This is a genomic window from Paenibacillus silvae (assembly GCF_014639235.1).
In the GTDB taxonomy this organism is placed as follows: Bacteria; Bacillota; Bacilli; order Paenibacillales; family Paenibacillaceae; genus Paenibacillus; species Paenibacillus silvae.
In genome coordinates this window covers 702,048-721,860 of record NZ_BMFU01000001.1, presented here as the reverse complement: position 1 = coordinate 721,860, position 19,813 = coordinate 702,048, and the positions used below count along the sequence as shown (strand labels likewise).

The window sequence follows — 19,813 nt, the reverse complement described above, 5'->3', positions numbered from 1 at the left end:
AAGCCTGAAGGATTCGAGGCCATGAAAGTGGGGATGGTAATATGAATATAGACGTTGTCGGAGCGGGATCATTAGGTCTCTTATTTGGAGGAAAGCTGCAGGCGGCTGGCATCGATGTTCGGTTCTGGACCAGAACCTTGGAACAGGCGGAGAAGCTTCAACATAGCGGTATTGTTATCACGGAGAGAAGCGGAGATACCTATATCAAACCAGAGGCTGTTCAGGCCAAGCCTGTATCGGAGCTGGCAGAGATTTGGCGTGAGGCTCCGGGAGACTGGATGCTGCTTACGGTGAAGCAAACACATATGCATGATTTTATAGATCAGATGCAATCTCTGAAAGAGCTGAAAGACCGGCAGCATGTAAGGATAGCTTGCTATCAAAATGGTCTGGGACATCTGGACATGCTTCAATCCGCTTTACCTGATGCTATATTATGCAGTGCCATTACAACAGAGGGCGCGAAACGTGAAGTATCGCGGGTGTATCGGGCAGGAGCAGGCGAGACACATCTTGGTTTGAGTGTTACTTCAAAGAACAGGGGTAGAGATACGGAGCGTGAACAAAGTATAATTACTTTGGCTGAGGTTATGCGGCAGGCAGGATTTGACTGTACAGTGTCGAATGAAATCGATAAGCTGATCTTCAGAAAACTATTAATTAACGCGGTAATTAATCCGCTTACGGCAATATGGAGAATTCCTAACGGTGAACTGCTTCAACGCACGGAACGATTAAATATGATGAAGCAGCTGTATGATGAGGCAATGGCTGTATATAAGGCTATGGGGATACAAATGGATGAGGACTTGTGGGAACAAGTGATGAGCGTGTGCCGCAGCACGGCTTCCAATACATCCTCCATGCTTGCAGATATACTGCATAAACACACAACAGAGGTTGAATCGATTAATGGATCAATCGTAAAAATGGCGAAGCAGTTTAATCTGAATGTATCTGCACATGAAACGCTGCTTCATCTGATCCAAGGCATGCCATCAGAAGGAGTGAGTTAATGGAAATTTTCATCGTATTGAGCATATTGCCCTTTTTTCCTTTTTTTCTAGTGTACTGGGGCATGATTGTCTGGAAGAAGGACAAGTCAATTGCGCTTCGAACAGCGATGGACGTCACTACATTTTTTCTTATTTTCTCTGTATCAGCGTTATTCAACTTAACATTTGATTCGAATTTTGGATTTTATTTAACTTTAATACTCATACTAATTGCGCTTGGATTTATCGGAGGTGCGCAAAATCGACTAAAAGGGAAGGTTGATGGGGGAAGAATGTTCCGGGCCGTATGGCGCATGTCATTTGTGATCATGAGTTTTGGATATATTTTGTTTACTTTATTTGGATTATTTAGATACATTATGAATCAAATGTGAGGTTACATAACGTGAAATGCCCAAATATTGTGGCGAATTTGTCGAAAACTGAAAAAAACATTACTTTCTGAAAAAGTAATGTAGATTTTTTTGACCGGTGGTTGTATAATCTATAAACATAAACCACATCAATTTAGGGGGAAAAGTTAGATGAAAAGGAAAAGTCTATTAGTCCTTTTGACGCTGATCTTGGCGTTCGGTACCGTACTTGCAGCGTGCGGATCGAAAAATGAAGGCACAGGTACCACAACAGATAACGGTTCTGCAAGTGAAGAAAAGGGTCTTGCCAAAGATCAGGTTCTGAAAATTAACTTGTCAGCTGAACCTCCTACGTTGGACCCGGCTCAAGCAAAAGACAGCCAAACCAACACGGTACTGAAGTTCTTGTATGAAGGTCTTGTTCGCATTGGTGCTGATGGTAAAGAAGCTCCAGGTGTTGCTAAAGACTGGACTATCTCTGAAGATGGTTTGAAATATGTATTTAACTTGAACCCGGACGCTAAATGGAGCAACGGTGATCCTGTAACAGCTGAGGATTTCGTTCGTTCTTGGGAACGTGCTTTGAAACCGGAAACAGCTTCTCCTTATGCATACCAATTGTACTACATCAAGGGTGCAGAAGGTTTCAACATGAGCAAAGACAAAGACTTCAAAGGGACTAAAATCACTGATTTCTCCCAAGTGGGTGTGAAAGCAACAGACGAGCACACACTTGAAGTAACGTTGGAAAACCCAACTCCTTACTTCCTGGGTCTGACAGCATTCTACACATACTACCCAGTACACAAGTCTGCTGACACCAATGACAAATTCTTCACAGATTACAAAAACATGATCGTTAACGGACCATTCGTAATGGATCAATACGCTAAAGGTCAAAAAATTGTTGTGAAGAAAAATGAAGGATACCATGCAGCTTCTGATATTAAATTGACTCAAATTGATATGTCCCTGACAAACAGCAGTGCTTCCGAGCTTCAAGCTTACAAATCAGGACAATTGGATTACACAGGTGCACCTAACGGTGAAATTCCTTCTGACCAGATTCCAGCTGTAAAAGCTGAATTGCCAAACGAGTTTAAAGCTACTGGTATTGCAAGTACTTACTACTACCAGTTCAACGTAAATGAAGCACCATTCAACAACGCTAAAATCCGTAAAGCATTTGCAATGTCCATCAACCGTCAACTGATTGTTGATAAAGTAACACAAGGCGGTCAAATTCCTGCATTCGGATTTGTACCTCCAGGTATCCGCGGTGAAAACGGCGAGTTCCGCGATGAGCACAAAGATGATTACTTCAAAGAAGATGTAACTGAAGCTAAAAAGTTGCTTGAAGAAGGTATGAAAGAAGAAGGATACACTACACTTCCAGCTGTTACTTTGATCTACAACACAAGTGATGGTCATGCGAAAATCGCTTTGGCAATCGCTGATATGTGGAAACAAAACCTTGGTGTTGATGTGAAAACAGAAAACCAAGAGTGGGGCGTATTCCTTGAGAATCGTCAAAACCAAAACTTCCAAATCGCTCGTGCGGGCTGGTCTGCTGACTACAACGATCCGTACAACTTCTTGGAAATGTGGACTACTGGCAACACAAACAATGACTCTAAATTCAGCAACGAGCAGTATGATAAAGATGTTAAAGACACTGTAAAAACAGCTGATCCAGCTGCACGTATGGCTGCATTTGCTGATGCTGAGAAAGTCCTGATTCAAGATGAAATGGCTGTAATGCCAATCTACTACTACACTAACGTATCTTTGACTAAGCCTTACCTTAAAGGTGTACAACTTGATTTCAGTGGAGCAATTGACTTCACTCGCGCATATTTGGAAGAGAAGTAAGTTGTTCTGAAGTCTAATATGATTTACTTCGGGATATATATGTGGAATTCCATATATATCCCGATTTTTTTGTATGTGCACTGATTTTCCTTATAATTCTTGAAATTTCCGATAAATGGATTGGACTTTATCTCTGTCTAATTCTACAATCGATTTGTATACAAAATATTGTTTGTGGAGGTGTGCAAGGGTTGGTTAAGTACGTTTTGAAAAAACTGCTATTTATGCTGCTATCGCTTTTCATACTCGCTTCAATGACCTTCTTCCTGATGAAGGCCATTCCTGGTGACCCTTTTACATCGGAGAAAAAAGTTTCACCTGAAATCCGTGCGCTCCTGGAAGCCAAATATGGATTGGACAAGCCGATGTATGAACAATATCTGCAATACATGGGTGGAATCATCAAAGGTGACTTTGGAGTTTCAATGAAGTATTTGAACCGTGATGTGTCCGGCATGATTGCGGAAACATTCACTGCTTCATTGAAGCTGGGTATATTTGCGATCATTATCTCAATCATTGTTGGGGTGCTGCTGGGTCTGCTCGCAGCTGTTTATCACCGAAAACTGATTGATGACGTAACCATGGTTCTTGCTGTTATCGGGATCGCTGTACCAAGCTTCTTGCTGGCGTCCCTATTACAATATGTATTTGCATTTAAACTGGGCTGGTTTAACGTTATGGGCTTCGATGGACCACTAGACTACGTGCTTCCTGTTGCTGCCTTGTCAGCATCACCAATTGCCTTTATTGCACGTTTGACGCGTTCAAGCATGCTGGAGGTTTTACATGCAGATTATATCAAAACGGCTAAAGCCAAAGGTTTGAAATGGCCTGCAATCATGTTCAAACATGTTGTTCGTAACGGTATTTTGCCTGTTGTTACGTATGTAGGTCCAATGACAGCCAACATTATTACGGGTTCTGTTGTTATTGAGCAGATCTTTAATATTGGTGGTATTGGTAAAGTGTTTGTCGAAAGTATCACAAACCGTGACTATACAATGATCATGGGGATCACCATCTTCTATGGTATTCTCCTGATGTTGGCACGTTTCCTTACAGATATCGCTTACGTATTAATTGATCCTAGAATTAAGCTGGAAAGCCGGAAGGGGGCATAACGTTGTCTGGCACGAATAATAACAATAATGGAACGGCGAACACTGACCTGAACAGTCAGGCAGCGGTGAAGCCGCAGGAAAGTGTATCCCTTTTTAGAGACGCGATGTACAGATTGGCGACCAACAAAGCTGCGATGATCAGTCTTGGTGTATTGGTTCTCGTTGTACTCTTTGCTTTGATTGGACCAACTTCTTTGTTTACAAAGTACAATTATTATTCTAATGATTTGCTTAATGCGAACAGTGCGCCAAGTGCGGAGCACTGGTTTGGTACAGATGACCTGGGTCGTGATGTATGGGTAAGAACATGGGTCGGAGCACGGGTATCCTTGACCGTAGGTCTTGCTGCAGCGTTGATTGACCTTGTGATCGGGGTAATCTATGGTGCAATCATGGGTTATTATGGTGGACGCGTTGATGGTATCATGAACAAGTTTTCCGAAATTTTATACTCTTTGCCATACATGCTGGTAGTTATCCTGCTGTTGGTTGTTCTGGAGCCAAGTCTTACAACAATTATTATTGCACTTACCATTACTGGCTGGATCAGCATGTCCTGGATTGTACGTGGTGAGATTATGCAGCTGAAAAATAGAGACTTTATCCTTGCCGCACGTTCGATGGGTGCAAGCACTGGACGTCAATTGTTCCGTCACTTGCTGCCAAATGCGGTCGGACCGATTATCGTTACACTAACATTGTCCATCCCAAATGCAATCTTTGCTGAGGCCTTCCTGAGTTTCCTCGGTTTGGGTGTATCTGCACCAAGATCTTCCCTGGGATCAATGATTAACGACGCACTTACAGGCTGGACACTCTATCCATGGCGGATGTGGTTCCCGGCAGGTCTGATGGTTGTTACGATGCTTGCATTTAATTTGCTCGGTGATGGATTGCGTGACGCACTTGATCCGAAATTACGTAAATAGAAACAGGAGGTGGGATTATGGAGCCGATTTTAACAGTCAAAGACTTGAGTGTATCGTTCTCGACGCGCTCGGGTGAATTTGATGCCGTTAAAAATGTAAGCTTTGAAATTGGCAAAGGAGAAACGCTGGGAATCGTAGGTGAATCAGGTAGTGGTAAGAGTGTTACCGCCCAGACCATCATGAAATTGATTCCCTCCCCGCCTTCAAAAGTTAAGAGCGGAGATATTACGTTTCACGGGCAAGATCTGTTGAAGAAAACAGATAAAGAGATGGAATCCATTCGTGGTAAAGATATCGGTATGATTTTCCAAGATCCAATGACTTCCCTGAACCCTACAATTAAAGTGGGTAAACAGATTACGGAAGTATTACGTAAGCACCAGAATATGTCCAAACAGGCAGCGGACAAAGCTGCGCTTGAGATGCTGGAGCTTGTAGGTATCAAAAATGCTGCAATTCGTATGAATCATTATCCGCACCAATTCTCTGGTGGTATGCGTCAGCGTGCCATGATTGCAATCGCGCTTGCTTGCCGTCCTTCTCTTCTGATCGCGGATGAGCCGACTACAGCGCTTGACGTTACCATTCAGGCTCAAATTCTGGATGTAATGAAAGACATGCAGCAAAAGCTGGGTACCTCCATTATGCTGATTACACATGACCTTGGTGTCGTTGCGGGCATGTGTGACCGTGTCGTAGTTATGAAGGAAGGCGAAGTGGTTGAAACAGGCACAACAGCTGAAATCTTCAGCAACCCGCAGCATCCATATACAATTAAATTGCTTAACGCTCTTCCGCGACTGGATGAGCCGAAAAAGGAAAAACCGGCACCAGCAGGTATTGTCAAAGGCAGCAACAAGCCTTTGGTACAAGTGAAAAACTTGAAGCAATACTTTAACCTTGGTAAAGGCAATATCCTTAAAGCCGTTAATGATGTAAGCTTCGATATTTTCGAAGGAGAAACACTGGGCGTTGTGGGTGAGTCAGGTTGTGGTAAATCTACAACTGGACGTACCATTTTGCGTCTTTACGAGCCAACGGGCGGAAGTGTGAACTTCAATGGCACGGACATCTACAAGCTGTCCCCACGCAAAATGAAGGAAATGCGTAAGGATATGCAGGTGATTTTCCAAGATCCATATGCATCGCTTAATCCACGTTTTAACGTTATGGATATTATCGGGGAGTCCCTTGATATTCATGGCTTGGCAACAAGCTCCAAAGAGCGTAAGAGACGCGTGGAAGAGTTGCTTGATCTGGTAGGTTTGAATCCAAGTCACGCACTGCGTTACCCGCATGAATTCTCTGGTGGACAGAGACAACGGATCGGTATTGCGCGTGCGCTTGCCGTTGACCCTAAATTTATCATCTGCGACGAGCCGCTTTCTGCGCTTGACGTTTCCATCCAGGCACAGGTTGTTAAATTGCTAGAGGAGCTGCAGCAGCGCCTTGGCTTGACGTATCTCTTCATTGCCCATGACTTGTCTATGGTTAAACATATCAGTGACCGCGTAGCCGTTATGTATATGGGTAAAGTGGTGGAATTGGCAGAGAGTGAAGAATTGTACTCTAACCCGATTCACCCGTATACCAAAACATTGCTTTCTGCGATTCCGGTACCAGACCCGGAAGTCGAAGCAAATAAACGCCGTATTTTGCTGCCAGAAGAACAATCCGGCCCGATTCAAAATGCTGCGGGCGGTCCTGTAAATGATCCATATAACCTGGAGAACGCTCAATTGATTGAGGTTTCCAAAGGACACTGGGTCGCAGAGCCTTACGTATAATAGTCAACAAAAAGAATATGCTATTATATACATCATAACCGCCGACATGTTCGGCGGTTTTTTTTATATATTTTATGACTTTCCTTTGACGAAGCGCTATTGAATTCGGTACAATCAAGGAAGGCTCTTTGAAGCAGAATAGGAGGCAGACCTCATGAAAGGGATTACTGAGGCGCTCCGCAGCGGATCAAAGCTTGCAGAGGATTATATCTGTACGGCAGATGCTGCGCGAAGCCTGTATGAATATGATATTCGCTGGGAAAATGGCCTCCACGCGCGCGCTGAATGGCTTAAACAATCGGAGCATACACGTGTTGATCGTCATGAACTGGCGTCATATTTACGTATATATAATAAACGAGTGAACAATCATGATCATGTTCATGCATCCATTACCCGTCTTGTGGAAGAGAATGCATGGGTCGTTACTGGAGGACAACAGAGCGGGCTGCTGACCGGACCTTTGTTTGTTATATACAAAGCTGCGAGCGTGGTTGCTGCCGCTCGTGAAGCAGAGAAGCAATTAAAACATCCGGTTGTTCCTGTGTTCTGGATTGCGGGTGAGGATCATGACTGGGATGAGGTTAACCATACGTATTTGCCTGAACCACAGGGGGACATGCGCAAAGTAAAACTACAGGGACACTTTACGGGAAGAGACTCTGTCAGTCATGTGCAGGTGAAACGGGAACAGTGGGAGCATGTGCTTAAGCAGGTAGAGCATTTGCTGCCGGATACCATTTATAAGCCTGGACTAATAAAGCAGCTTACAGAAATTCATCGTGCCAGCTCTAATCTGAGCGATGCTTTTGCCCGTATTATATCGGCTTTGTTTGCAAGCAGCGGCCTGATTCTTATGGATGCAGCCGATCCGGAATTGCGTAAACTGGAGCAGCCTGTATTTGCAAGAATGATTCAGCAAAATGCGTCATTACGTACCTCTTACTTACAGGGTGCTTCGTTAGTTGATCAAGCGGGTTATGCCATGCCAGCCGAGGTGGCAGAGGATGGTGCCAACCTCTTTTATATTCACGAAGGGGTTCGTTTGTTATTGACGCTCAAGGAAAACCTGTATCAGGACCGCAAAGGGCTTGTATCGTTTACAGAAGAGCGTTTGCTGCAGGAACTGAAGCAGCATCCTGAACGTTTCAGCAACAACGTACTGACTCGTCCATTGATGCAGGATTCTTTACTGCCTGTGGCAGCTGCAATTTTGGGACACGGCGAGATTGCATACTGGGGTCTGACACGCGAAGCGTTCCGCTCATTTGGCTTGCAGATGCCTATACTGCTGCCGCGTCTCTCTTTCACGATTCTGGAGGATGTGCACGATAAACATATGCAACAATATGGACTTACTTTCCAGGAAGTACAGTATCATTTACAGGATAAGAAGGAAAAATGGCTTGCACAGCAGGAAACGTTCCAAGTCGATGAGCAGTTTACACAGGTTCGTGAGCAGTTTATGACCCTGTACCGACCGCTGCTGGAGCAGGTTGCGGAGCTGCATCCTGGACTAAGTCGAATCGGCGAAGCAAATCTGGTTAAAATTCATGGGCAGATTCAATATCTGGAGCGGCAGACTCGCAGGGCTATCGAAGATAAACATGCAGTGAGTTTAAGGCATTGGAACGGTATTCAGCATGCTCTGTTCCCGATGGGGAAACCGCAGGAACGAGTACATAATGCACTCTATTACCTGAATCGTTATGGAACGCACTGGATTGAGGAATTGATTCAAGCATCTGCTGAATTTAAAGGGCAGCACCAGGTTATTCGATTGTAAGTATGTTGATAATATCAATCTTTACTAAGTGTTTTGATGGTATGAATGTTTTAATAGAAGAGACACATATGAGGAGGAGATCGAGTGACCACATCTTCACTGCAGAACAGTATCGTTAAAGATATGGGACTTGCTTCAGAGGGACATTTGAAAATTGATTGGGTTGAGGCGCATATGCCGGTGTTGAACCGAATTCGCCGTCAGTTTGAACAGGATCTTCCATTTAAAGGGCTCAAGGTTGCTATTTGTCTTCATCTGGAAGCAAAAACGGCTTATCTGGCAAAAGTCATTCAGGCTGGAGGGGCTGATGTAACGATTACACACAGTAATCCGCTCTCCACTCAAGATGATGTCTGTGCGGCTTTGGTTGAAGACGGTGTGACGGTATATGCTAAATATAATCCGGAGCCAGCTGAATTCAAGGCATTGCAGCTCCGTGCTCTTGAAGTGAAGCCTGATCTGATCATAGATGATGGCGGAGATTTTGCTACGATTATCGCGTCGGAGCGCCCTGACCTTGCTGCTACGATTCGCGGCGGGGCAGAAGAAACGACAACAGGTATTATTCGACTGAAAGCTTTGGCGAAAGAGGGACAGCTGAGATTCCCGATGGTTGCGGTGAATGACGCTTATTGCAAATACCTGTTTGATAATCGCTATGGTACGGGACAATCGGCTTTTGACGGAATCATTCGTACCACCAACCTTGTAGTTGCTGGTAAAAATGTTGTCGTTGCTGGCTACGGATGGTGCGGTAAAGGGGTAGCGATGCGTGCCAAAGGCCTGGGGGCCAATGTGATTGTTACTGAAATCGATCCGATTAAAGCGGTCGAAGCTCATATGGACGGTTTCCGGGTAATGACGATGCTGGAGGCAGCGAAGATCGGAGACTTCTTTATCGCAGTGACCGGCAATAAGGATGTCATTACAGGTGAGCATTACGATGTGATGAAGGACGGAGCGATTTTGAGTAATGCCGGTCACTTTGATGTCGAGGTTAACAAACCGGAGCTCGCCAAACGTTCCGACTCCATACGCACCGTTCGCCGCAATATTGAGGAGTATCGCTTCAAGGACGGTCGTAAAATGTATCTTCTTGCAGAAGGTCGCTTGGTTAATCTGGGAGCGGCTGACGGGCATCCGGCTGAAATTATGGACACCACCTTTGCGCTGCAAGCGCTTGGCCTGCGTTATGTAAGTGAGAACTATGAGACTCTAGGCAAAAACGTAGTAAATGTTCCGTATGAGATTGATCAGCAGGTTGCAAGTTACAAACTGGAAAGTTTGAATATCGCGATCGACACCTTGTCTGCTGAGCAGGAAAATTACTTGGATAGCTGGAAATTTTAAACGATATCCATTAATTACAAGCTGATAACCTGATTCAAAAGATATAGAATGGTGTATTGATGATATGGCTCATATGCGGGTACACATAATACGATTGCCCGTAACCGGGAAACGTCTTTGATCCTGAATGACAGGATCAGAGACGTTTTTTTTGATGAATTGATAAATAAAAAACAGGAATGTCAAGAAGGGTTTTGATTTTTTTAACCGAATCTATTATGCTTAGGTGGTGGAAAGTGGGGCAAAGTGGGGGAAATGGGTGAGGAGTGAGTGGACCAATGTTTATGGGAGAGTTTCAGCATAGCATTGATGATAAAGGTCGGGTTATCATTCCGGCTAAATTCCGCGAATCACTCGGATCTTCTTTCGTTGTCACACGAGGTTTGGACCAGTGTCTTTTCGTGTACCCCATGGAGGAGTGGGGGGTCATGGAACAGAAGCTCAAAGCACTGCCACTGATGAAATCTGATGCACGTGCGTTTACCCGGTTTTTTTTCTCAGGTGCAACCGAATGTGAACTGGACAAACAGGGCAGGGTAAATCTGCCGGGCAACTTGAGAGAGTACGCCAAACTGGACAAGGATTGTGTTGTTCTTGGTGTGTCCAACCGGGTGGAGATTTGGAGCAAAGGCATATGGGAGAGTTATTTCAATCAATCCGAGGAAGCATTCAACGACATTGCCGAAAAGCTGGTCGATTTTAATTTTGACTTATAACGTAAGGAGGGGTGCAGGTTGTTTCACCACATCACCGTACTCAAAGAAGAGGCAACCGAGGGACTAAACATCAAGCAGGACGGTATATACGTGGACTGCACTTTAGGAGGCGCGGGACACAGCTCTGTCATTGCATCCAAGTTAGGTCCGGGGGGACGTTTGATCGCACTCGATCAGGATGATTGGGCTTTGGACAATGCACGAGAGAAGCTCGCTGCTTATGAAAACCAGGTTACATTGGTGAAAACCAATTTCAGGGATTTGGAACAGGTGCTCAAGGACCTTGACGTTCCGATGAAAGATGGCATACCGCAAGTTGATGGAATTTTGTATGATTTGGGGGTTTCTTCTCCGCAATTTGACGAGGGAGAACGCGGGTTCAGCTACAATCACGATGCACCGCTGGACATGCGTATGGATCAGGATGCTTTTCTGACTGCCAAAGAGATTGTGAATGAGTGGCCGGAGGAAGAGATTGCCCGGATTCTCTATCGTTACGGGGAAGAGAAGTTTTCCAAACGGATCGCTCGCGTCATTGTGGAGAAGCGCAGTCAGTCCGAGATCGAAACGACAGGCGAGCTTGTGGAATTGATCAAGGAAGGTATTCCGGCGGCAGCCCGCCGAACTGGTGGACATCCTGCCAAACGAAGTTTTCAGGCGCTGCGTATTGCTGTAAATGATGAACTGGGTGCTTTTGAAGAAGGGCTGCATCAAGCTGTTCGTTGTCTCGCGCCAGGGGGGCGCGTATCTGTGATTACCTTCCATTCCCTTGAGGATCGGATATGTAAGCAGATCTTCAGCAGTTATCTTGAAAAGTGCACATGTCCACCTGACTTTCCGTTATGTGTATGCGGCGGCAAAGGGACTCTGCGTCTCGTGAACCGAAAACCGCTGACTCCAACGGAGGCGGAGCTTACTGAAAACTCTCGTGCGCGATCAGCCAAGCTGCGTGTAGCTGAGAAATTGTAGAACAAAAATGGAGGAGGAGCCTTCGAATGGCATATACACGTGGCAATCTAGCGGTAAAACCAAAAACACAAGAGCGTGTAACGCAGCAGAGGTATAAGGAAACCACCAAAGTAGTTACACGTCGAACGGGTCTGCCGGCTCGCGAAAAGTTTCTATATCTGCTCACGCTTATGGCAGTGATTGTTGTGGGGGGGCTGCTGATGTCTCGCTACGCACATATTTATGATCTGAACAAGCAGGCCCAGTCCACAATTGCAGAAGTCAAGGAAGATCAGAAGGCAATTGCTGATTTGCAAGTGGAGAAGGAAAGACTGAACAATCAGGTAGTAGAAAATGCAAAAGCTCTAGGCTATGTTGAAGCTTCCGACAAGGATGTCATTTTTGTACCTCGCACAACCACGACAAACACATCAACGGGTGCTGAGTCATCCTCGAATGCAGCTAGCAGCAAATAAAGAGGTGTTTCGATGGTAAAACGAATAAAAATGCGCACGTTGTTAATAGGGGGATTTATTACCCTCTTTTTTCTTGTACTCGTAACACGTATATTTTTCATTCAGGTGGTAAATGGCGACGAATGGCAGGAACGGGCAGCAGGTCTGATTGAGAGGGAACAGACGATCAAAGCTGCTCGGGGAACCATTACAGATCGCAATGGCAATGTGCTCGCCACGGATTCACCGGCCTACACGGTTTCAGTGAACCCGCTGTTGATTAATCAATTGGGTATTGAGGACGAAGTGACACAGAAGCTGTCCGCTTTGCTGAAAAAAAATGAGAGTGAGATGCGTGCTCTTGTTACAGCGAAGAATAGTAAAGGGGAATTCTTTCAGCAGCGTGAAGTGCGCAGTGAAGGTTACAAAATCAGCCCAGAGCTTGCTGAAAAGGTTAAAGCACTGCGTGAAGAGCTGCAGGATGAGTACAAGGCTGGTAATGCAATTGTCATGACACAGGAATCCAAGCGTTTTTATCCTGAGCAGACGCTGGCCTCTCATGTGCTCGGTTATATGAGCCGTGACGGTAAAGCAGTCAATGGGCTTGAAGTATCATACAACGATGTGTTGACAGGCACAGACGGCTATCTGAACTATCAGAAGGATGCCAAGGGCATCAAGCTTCCAGATTCACAAGACAGCTACCTGCCGCCTCAAAACGGTAAAAACCTGAAGCTGACGATTGATGATACGATCCAGCTCTATATTGAGGAGGCCATGAAAGAGACGGTTGCCAAGTATAATCCGCTTAGTATGACCGTCATTGCTGCCGATCCGAACACGATGGAAATTCTGGGCATGGCCAATTGGCCAACCTTTAATCCGAATACGTACGCGTCCACGCCGGATCAGAAAAACTTTATCAACCATGCAACGCAGTCCATCTATGAACCGGGTTCCACGTTCAAAATTGTTACGCTTGCGGGCGCCGTGGAAGAGAAACTGTTTGATCCGAATGCAACGTTTGAATCAAAGCCAACGCGTATTGGTGGTTTTACCATCAGTGATAATGGTCATTCATATGGACGGATCTCGTATCTTGAAGGTGTGAAGCGCTCCAGTAACATTGCCTTTGTTAACCTTGGTTATAACATGCTTGGTGGAGAGAGGCTGCGCCACTACATAGATCAGTTCGGTTTTGGTAAAAAGACAGGTATTGATCTGCCGAGTGAAGCAGCATCGCCAATCAAACCACTGATTTATAAATCGGAGATTGCTACCGCAGCTTACGGTCACGGTCTCGTTCAAGTAACTCCGATTCAGCAGTTAGCTGCCATCTCGGCCGTTGCTAACGGTGGGAAGTTGCTTCAACCTCATCTGGTGAAGGAAATTATTAATCCGAATGACGGTTCAACAGAAGTGATCAAACCCAAAGTTGTTCGTCAGGTGATCTCGAAAGAGTCTGCCAAGCTTGTTAGCGGGTATCTGGAACAGGTTGTAGCTGACCAGACCATCGGTACAGGTCGCAATGCCTATATTGAGGGATACCGCGTTGCAGGCAAGACGGGAACAGCGAGAAAGGTTATTAATGGTCAATACAGCAAAAGCAAAGATGTCGTTTCGTTTATCGGTTTTGCACCAGTCAACAATCCGAAGATTGCCATGCTGATTGTTATTGACCAGCCAGATGGTACCAACATTGGGGGAGGCACTGCAGCCGCTCCGGTGTTCAAAAAGGTTGTAAGCCAAACACTGCAATATATGGGTGTTCCGAAAGATACCGCCAAAACGAATGACAAAAAGTCAAAAGAAACGGTTGTATTGCAGGCCAAGGCTCCAGACTTGAGTGGTAAAACAGCGAAGCAGGCCAGAAGTCAGCTTCTGAACTCAGGTATCGCTTATGTAACACTGGGTCAGGGCGAAAATGTCATTCGACAGTATCCGCAGGCCGGGGCTTCGATGAATCCGGGTCAGCGTGTGTATCTGCTCACTGAGGAAAGCAGCAAGATGAAGGTGCCTGATCTGACCGGTGAATCCCTGCGTGATGCATTAGAAATACTTTCACTCATGAAGGTGGGAGTTACGACCAAGGGTGAGGGATACGTTGTGAAGCAAAAGGAACAGGTGTCAGGCGAGCAGCGTACAGTACAGCTGACGTTACAGACAGCAAAGGCCGCCGTAACCGGCATCGCTGATGAAGCGCCAGATTCATCCGATCCGGACGCAGAGAAGAAGGATGAGAACGCGAAAACCGATGATAAGGCTGCTGCAACGGAGGAGAAAGACGAGTCTGGGGGCACCCAGAGTCAAAGTGACTCCCAAACGCAGACGAATCCGGAAGCAAACTCGGATTCATCAGCCGGTAAAGGGGCTTCGCTTCCATAAGCTTCATAGACAGCTTGTTCTAACCCCCGGTTGTCCTGAATATTCATGAATGAGACAGTTCATGATTTTGGGACGAGTGGGGGGATCTTTTCGTGAAGGGATCAAGTGTGAATCTGCGGCGCAGGCTGCTGTGGAGTTTATTGATTTTGGTGATGTTATTCTCAGCCCTGGTGATCAGGCTTGCTTATGTACAGTTGGGTCAAGGCCCGGAATTATCGGCAAAAGCGGAGGAATCCTGGCGCCGCAACATACCCTACACAGCCAAAAGAGGAGAGATCCTTGATCGAAATGGCACCGCTCTGGCCTATAACGTAACTACTCCGACAATTATGGCGATCCCTGCTCAGGTCAAGGAAGCCGAGACGACGGCTCGTGCACTTGCACCGTTGTTGGGTATGACGGAAGAAAAAGTGCTGGCAACCATCAAGAAAAGAGAGCTAATCGTACGACTACAACCCGGCGGCCGCAAAATTACGATGGAGAAAGCTCAGCGCATCCGTGATTTGAAGCTTCCGGGTATCGTTGTTGCCGAGGATAATAAACGTTTCTATCCATATGATGATCTGGCTGCCCACATTCTTGGATTTACAGGTATCGACAATCAGGGGCTGACGGGTGTGGAAAAAAGGTATGATGACAAGCTGAATGGTCTGAATGGCAGTGTATCCTACTTGTCCGATGCGGCCGGAAGGCTTATGCCGGGCTCATCCGAGAAGTATGTGGAACCGAAGGACGGCCTTAATCTCAAGCTGACGATTGATAAATCCATTCAGTCGATTATGGAACGTGAGCTCGATCAGGCTATGGTCAAGTTTCAGGCCAATTCCGCTCTGGCAATTGCCATGAATCCCAAGACAGGCGAGATTCTGGGGATGTCGAGCCGCCCGGGCTACGAGCCGGCAGATTATCAGCAGTACCCGTCGGAGATTTACAACCGCAATCTGCCCATCTGGATGACCTATGAACCAGGTTCAACCTTCAAGATTATTACACTCGCTGCTGCGCTGGAAGAAAAAAAGGTAAATCTGCAGCAGGATCAATTTTTTGATCCGGGCTTTGTGGAGGTTGGCGGTGCGCGTCTGCGCTGCTGGAAGAAGGGGGGGCATGGAAGCCAGACCTTCCTTCAGGTGGTAGAGAACTCTTGTAACCCGGGCTTTGTCGCTTTGGGACAAAAGCTTGGCAAAGAGTCCTTGTTTTCCTACATCCGAAATTTCGGTTTTGGTACCAAAACGGGAATCGATCTTAGCGGTGAAGCAAGCGGTATCCTTTTTAAATTATCCAATGTAGGGCCTGTCGAGCTTGCCACAACTGCTTTCGGTCAAGGTGTATCTGTAACGCCTATTCAGCAGGTGGCTGCGGTATCCGCTGCGATCAACGGAGGCAAGCTCTACAAACCTTATGTGACGAAGGCCTGGGTACATCCCGAAACCGGAGAGGTACTGGAGGAAGTGAAGCCCGAACTGGTTCGTCAGGTGATCTCGGAGAATACATCCAAGCAAGTGCGAGAAGCGCTTGAAAGTGTCGTAGCCAAAGGTACAGGGCGTCCGGCATTTATTGACGGGTACCGGGTCGGCGGCAAAACGGGTACAGCTCAGAAGGTTATTAATGGACGTTATTCCTCCACCGAGCATATTGTATCTTTTATCGGATTCGCTCCAGCCGATGACCCGCAGATCGTTGTATATACTGCAGTGGATAATCCCAAGGGCATTCAATTCGGGGGTGTGGTTGCCGCTCCGATTGTGCAAAATATTCTGGAGGATTCACTGCACTACATGAACGTGCCTGTACGCAAGGATCAACTTTCCAAAGAGTATAAATATGGTGAAACCAAAATCGTGACGGTTCCTGATCTTACCGGAGCAACGGTTGCAGATTTGTACGAGGACCTGAACATGAATTTTATGTTGGCGAAGTCCGGCAGTGGCAAATATGTAATTAATCAGGCACCCAAACCTGGGGCAAGGGTGGATCAAGGATCAACGATACGCATATATATGGGTGACGTGCTGAAGGATGGGCATGACCATAGCAAGGACGAATGATTGGGCAGGAGCGGGTTTCTGGCTTACACCGCAACAAAATTCTTTAAAGTGCGTTTCATTATTTGGTGATATAGCCGATATTAATAATGCAGCGTATCCTTTAATTACAGAAGTCTATTTGAAAAGTGAGGTTATTCATGTGCTTTTAAACCAATTTGAATCCAAGTTGACGACCGCTCGTCTCGTAGGCGACTCCAATATAGAATGCCACAACCTTCAGACAGATTCCCGGCAGGTTCAGCCGGGTGATCTGTTTATCTGTCTTCCGGGGCATACAGTGGACGGTCATGATTATGCTGCAAAAGCAGTGGAAGCTGGTGCGTCAGCTCTTGTAGTGGAGCGTCAGCTGGATCTGCCTGTGCCGCAGTTAATTGTCAAAGACAGTCGTTTTGCCATGGCTGTTCTCTCGGATTTCTTTTTCGACTCGCCAAGCCGCAAAATGAAAATGATCGGTGTAACGGGCACCAACGGGAAAACAACGACAACGTATTTGATTGAGAAAATTATGAGTGATTACGGTCAGAAAACGGGGCTAATCGGTACGATTCAGATGCGCTATGATGGGCGTACATATCCGATGTCTGGAACAACGCCTGAGGCGCTTGATCTGCAGCGCAGTCTGCATGATATGGTTCAGGCCGGTACGGACTGCTGCGTGATGGAGGTTTCATCTCATGCGCTGGAGCAGGGGCGTGTCAAAGGTACAGATTTTCGCACAGCGGTATTCACCAATCTGACGCAGGATCACCTGGACTATCATCACTCGATGGAGGAGTATCGTGGAGCTAAAGGGCTCTTCTTTGCACGGCTGGGTAACACTTACGCTGATGAAGCTTCCCGTCGCAAATATGCGGTAATCAACGCAGATGATCCGGCAGCGGCATATTTTATTTCAGTAACAGCTGCTGAAGTGATTACATACGGCATGGGGGAAAAGGCAGACGTGCGTGCTTCTGAAATCTCGATCACAGCTCAGGGAACGTCATTCCATGTAGATACCTTTGCAGGCAGCACTGACATTGGGCTGCGTATGGTAGGCAAATTCAATGTGTACAATGCAATGGCAGCAATCTCTGCAGCACTGGTAGAGGGGGTTCCACTGGAAGAGATCAAGCGCAGTCTGGAAACTGTTCCAGGCGTGGATGGCAGAGTGGAGGCCGTTGATGAAGGGCAGCCTTACGCCGTTATCGTCGATTACGCTCATACACCGGATGGACTCGAAAATGTACTGCGTACCGTCAAAGAGTTTGCAGCAGGACGAGTGATCTGTGTGTTTGGCTGCGGCGGTGACCGTGATCGAACCAAGCGGCCGTTGATGGGGAAAATTGCTGCGAAATATAGTGATTTTGTGCTGGTAACTTCCGACAATCCGCGGACAGAAAATCCGGATTTGATTCTGAAGGACATTGAACAGGGGCTGATTGAAGATGCTGTTCCGGCTGAGCAGTACACTTTGATTGTGGATCGGCGTCTGGCAATCCAGGAAGCTATTGAAATGGCAAGCCCAGACGATGTAGTATTGATTGCGGGCAAGGGTCACGAGACTTATCAGATTATCGGTACGACCAAGACTGATTTTGATGACCGAATCATAGCCAAAGAAGCGATAAGGGGCAAATCCAATTGATAAAACGAACATTGGCGCAAATCGCCGAAATGTGTGGCGGTACAATAAATGACGCTGCCGTCTATAGCGGAGTTATGGCCGAAGGGGTGTTTACCGATTCCCGTAAACCGGTGAAAGGCAGTCTGTTTATCCCTTTGGTTGGTGAACGTTTTGATGGACATGAATTTGTGCAGACATGTCTGGAGCAGGGAGCTGCAGGTGCCATGTGGCAAAAGGATCACGGACTTCCGCCGCAGGGCGCTGTTATTATCGTCGAGGATACACTCGCCGCTTTGCAGTCACTTGCTTCAGCCTATCTGGCCGAGAGTCAGGCGTCTGTCGTAGGCATCACGGGCAGCAACGGCAAAACAACAACGAAGGATATTGTAGATGCTCTTCTCTCCACAACATTCAAAGTGCATAAAACGCAGGGCAACTTCAATAATCATATTGGCCTGCCCTTGACGGTATTGAGTATGCCCGAGGATACAGAGATAATCATTCTGGAAATGGGCATGAGCGGCCGGGGCGAAATTAAAGAGTTGTCGCTTATTGCGCAGCCCGATGCTGCAATCATTACAAACATTGGTGAATCACATCTGTTGCAGCTTGGATCAAGAATCGAAATTGCGAGAGCCAAGGCTGAAATTGCCGCGGGATTGAAAAAGAACGGGCTGCTCATCTACAACGGAGACGAGCCTTTGATTGCTCAGGTGCTGGGTGAGTCCGAGACCAGACAGCCAGAGAACATGCAGCGATTTACCTTTGGCCTGCAAGCCGGGAATGATGATTATGCAACAGGGCTGATGAACGCGCAGAATAGCATGGTGTTTACAACGAAGCAGTCCGGGGAGCAAGCATATACGCTTCCGCTGCTGGGCACGCATAATGTGGTCAACTGCCTGGCTGCGATGGCTGTGGCACGTCATTTTGGCGTTACCTCAGAGAATATGGCGGCAGGTTTATCGCAGCTGAAGCTGACAGGTATGCGTATTGAGGTGACACAGGCGGTTAGTGGGCTCACTCTCCTGAATGATGCATATAATGCAAGCCCGACTTCGATGAAGGCGGCCATTGATGTGTTGGAAGGTCTGAAAGGATATCGGATGAAGGTTGCTGTGCTCGGAGATATGCTTGAGTTAGGTCCTCAGGAAGAGCAGCTTCATCATGAGATAGGTATGTATATTACCCCTGCCAAAGTGGATAGAGTGCTGGTATACGGACCGTTATCCTTGCATATTGCCGAGGGAGCGAGGAAGCATATGGAGACAGATGCTGTGCATGCCTTTGACAGTAAAGAAGCGTTGACCCGTCATTTGCTTGAGCATCTTCATGCCAGAGACGTTGTTCTGTTCAAGGCCTCCCGAGGCATGAAGCTGGAGGATGTGGTTCAAGTACTGCAGACAGCACCATTACACAATCGAGTAGACTAGAGGGGTGA

15 protein-coding genes are annotated in these 19,813 nt (G+C 46.6%); all 15 read left to right on the top strand.

The window, feature by feature from the left end; all coding sequences use genetic code 11:
* Window positions 1-41 precede the first annotated feature (41 nt).
* Window positions 42-1,016, top strand: a complete 975-nt coding sequence (locus IEW26_RS03235; protein WP_188591230.1) for a ketopantoate reductase family protein — start codon at window positions 42-44, stop codon at window positions 1,014-1,016.
* The gene (locus tag IEW26_RS03230; protein WP_111271904.1) at window positions 1,016-1,390 is read left to right on the top strand and encodes a DUF3397 domain-containing protein; all 375 of its coding nucleotides are present in this window, start codon (window positions 1,016-1,018) and stop codon (window positions 1,388-1,390) included. Before IEW26_RS03235 ends, IEW26_RS03230 begins: the two co-directional genes overlap by 1 nt.
* Before the next feature lie 150 nt (window positions 1,391-1,540).
* Window positions 1,541-3,241 (top strand): peptide ABC transporter substrate-binding protein, encoded by a 1,701-nt coding sequence (locus IEW26_RS03225; protein ID WP_145404091.1) that lies wholly within the window; start codon window positions 1,541-1,543, stop codon window positions 3,239-3,241.
* Window positions 3,242-3,432: 191 nt separating this feature from the next.
* Entirely contained in the window at window positions 3,433-4,365 is a 933-nt protein-coding gene (locus tag IEW26_RS03220; protein ID WP_145404090.1) for an ABC transporter permease, read from the top strand.
* Window positions 4,366-4,412: 47 nt separating this feature from the next.
* Complete coding sequence (locus tag IEW26_RS03215) at window positions 4,413-5,294, top strand: ABC transporter permease (protein WP_373288430.1); 882 nt, start codon at window positions 4,413-4,415, stop codon at window positions 5,292-5,294.
* Between the two features lie 17 nt (window positions 5,295-5,311).
* On the top strand, window positions 5,312-7,081 hold the full coding sequence (locus tag IEW26_RS30610; RefSeq protein ID WP_188591229.1) for an ABC transporter ATP-binding protein: 1,770 nt from the start codon (window positions 5,312-5,314) through the stop codon (window positions 7,079-7,081).
* 154 nt (window positions 7,082-7,235) lie between these two features.
* Complete coding sequence (bshC, locus tag IEW26_RS03205; RefSeq protein WP_188591228.1) at window positions 7,236-8,867, top strand: bacillithiol biosynthesis cysteine-adding enzyme BshC; 1,632 nt, start codon at window positions 7,236-7,238, stop codon at window positions 8,865-8,867.
* Between the two features lie 84 nt (window positions 8,868-8,951).
* Window positions 8,952-10,217, top strand: a complete 1,266-nt coding sequence (locus IEW26_RS03200; RefSeq protein WP_188591227.1) for an adenosylhomocysteinase — start codon at window positions 8,952-8,954, stop codon at window positions 10,215-10,217.
* Window positions 10,218-10,495: 278 nt separating this feature from the next.
* The gene (gene mraZ, locus IEW26_RS03195) at window positions 10,496-10,933 is read left to right on the top strand and encodes a division/cell wall cluster transcriptional repressor MraZ (RefSeq protein ID WP_091014054.1); all 438 of its coding nucleotides are present in this window, start codon (window positions 10,496-10,498) and stop codon (window positions 10,931-10,933) included.
* An 18-nt stretch (window positions 10,934-10,951) separates the two neighbouring features.
* A complete protein-coding gene (rsmH, locus tag IEW26_RS03190; RefSeq protein WP_145404085.1) occupies window positions 10,952-11,902 on the top strand; it encodes a 16S rRNA (cytosine(1402)-N(4))-methyltransferase RsmH in 951 nt (316 codons plus the stop codon).
* 26 nt (window positions 11,903-11,928) lie between these two features.
* Window positions 11,929-12,357 carry an FtsB/FtsL family cell division protein gene (locus IEW26_RS03185; protein WP_188591226.1) on the top strand — a complete coding sequence of 143 codons (429 nt, stop codon included), beginning with the start codon at window positions 11,929-11,931 and terminating at the stop codon, window positions 12,355-12,357.
* Window positions 12,358-12,369: 12 nt separating this feature from the next.
* Window positions 12,370-14,721: a penicillin-binding transpeptidase domain-containing protein gene (locus IEW26_RS03180; protein ID WP_188591225.1), complete on the top strand. Its 2,352-nt coding sequence runs from the start codon at window positions 12,370-12,372 to the stop codon at window positions 14,719-14,721.
* A 92-nt stretch (window positions 14,722-14,813) separates the two neighbouring features.
* Entirely contained in the window at window positions 14,814-16,766 is a 1,953-nt protein-coding gene (locus IEW26_RS03175; protein ID WP_145404082.1) for a stage V sporulation protein D, read from the top strand.
* Window positions 16,744-18,393 (top strand): UDP-N-acetylmuramoyl-L-alanyl-D-glutamate--2,6-diaminopimelate ligase, encoded by a 1,650-nt coding sequence (locus tag IEW26_RS03170; protein WP_373288402.1) that lies wholly within the window; start codon window positions 16,744-16,746, stop codon window positions 18,391-18,393. Before IEW26_RS03175 ends, IEW26_RS03170 begins: the two co-directional genes overlap by 23 nt.
* A complete protein-coding gene (locus tag IEW26_RS03165) occupies window positions 18,393-19,805 on the top strand; it encodes a UDP-N-acetylmuramoyl-tripeptide--D-alanyl-D-alanine ligase (protein WP_308423445.1) in 1,413 nt (470 codons plus the stop codon). The genes IEW26_RS03170 and IEW26_RS03165 overlap by 1 nt, the downstream gene beginning before the upstream one ends.
* The last annotated feature ends 8 nt before the right edge of the window (window positions 19,806-19,813 follow it).

Excerpts from the sequence above, each read along its gene's own strand:
- IEW26_RS03235 (WP_188591230.1), top strand. The coding sequence starts at position 42 with ATGAATATAGACGTTGTCGGAGCGGGATCATTAGGTCTCTTATTTGGA.
- IEW26_RS03230 (WP_111271904.1), top strand. The coding sequence starts at position 1,016 with ATGGAAATTTTCATCGTATTGAGCATATTGCCCTTTTTTCCTTTTTTT.
- IEW26_RS03225 (WP_145404091.1), top strand. The coding sequence starts at position 1,541 with ATGAAAAGGAAAAGTCTATTAGTCCTTTTGACGCTGATCTTGGCGTTC.
- IEW26_RS30610 (WP_188591229.1), top strand. The coding sequence starts at position 5,312 with ATGGAGCCGATTTTAACAGTCAAAGACTTGAGTGTATCGTTCTCGACG.
- bshC (WP_188591228.1), top strand. The coding sequence starts at position 7,236 with ATGAAAGGGATTACTGAGGCGCTCCGCAGCGGATCAAAGCTTGCAGAG.
- mraZ (WP_091014054.1), top strand. The coding sequence starts at position 10,496 with ATGTTTATGGGAGAGTTTCAGCATAGCATTGATGATAAAGGTCGGGTT.
- IEW26_RS03185 (WP_188591226.1), top strand. The coding sequence starts at position 11,929 with ATGGCATATACACGTGGCAATCTAGCGGTAAAACCAAAAACACAAGAG.
- IEW26_RS03180 (WP_188591225.1), top strand. The coding sequence starts at position 12,370 with ATGGTAAAACGAATAAAAATGCGCACGTTGTTAATAGGGGGATTTATT.
- IEW26_RS03170 (WP_373288402.1), top strand. The coding sequence starts at position 16,744 with ATGACCATAGCAAGGACGAATGATTGGGCAGGAGCGGGTTTCTGGCTT.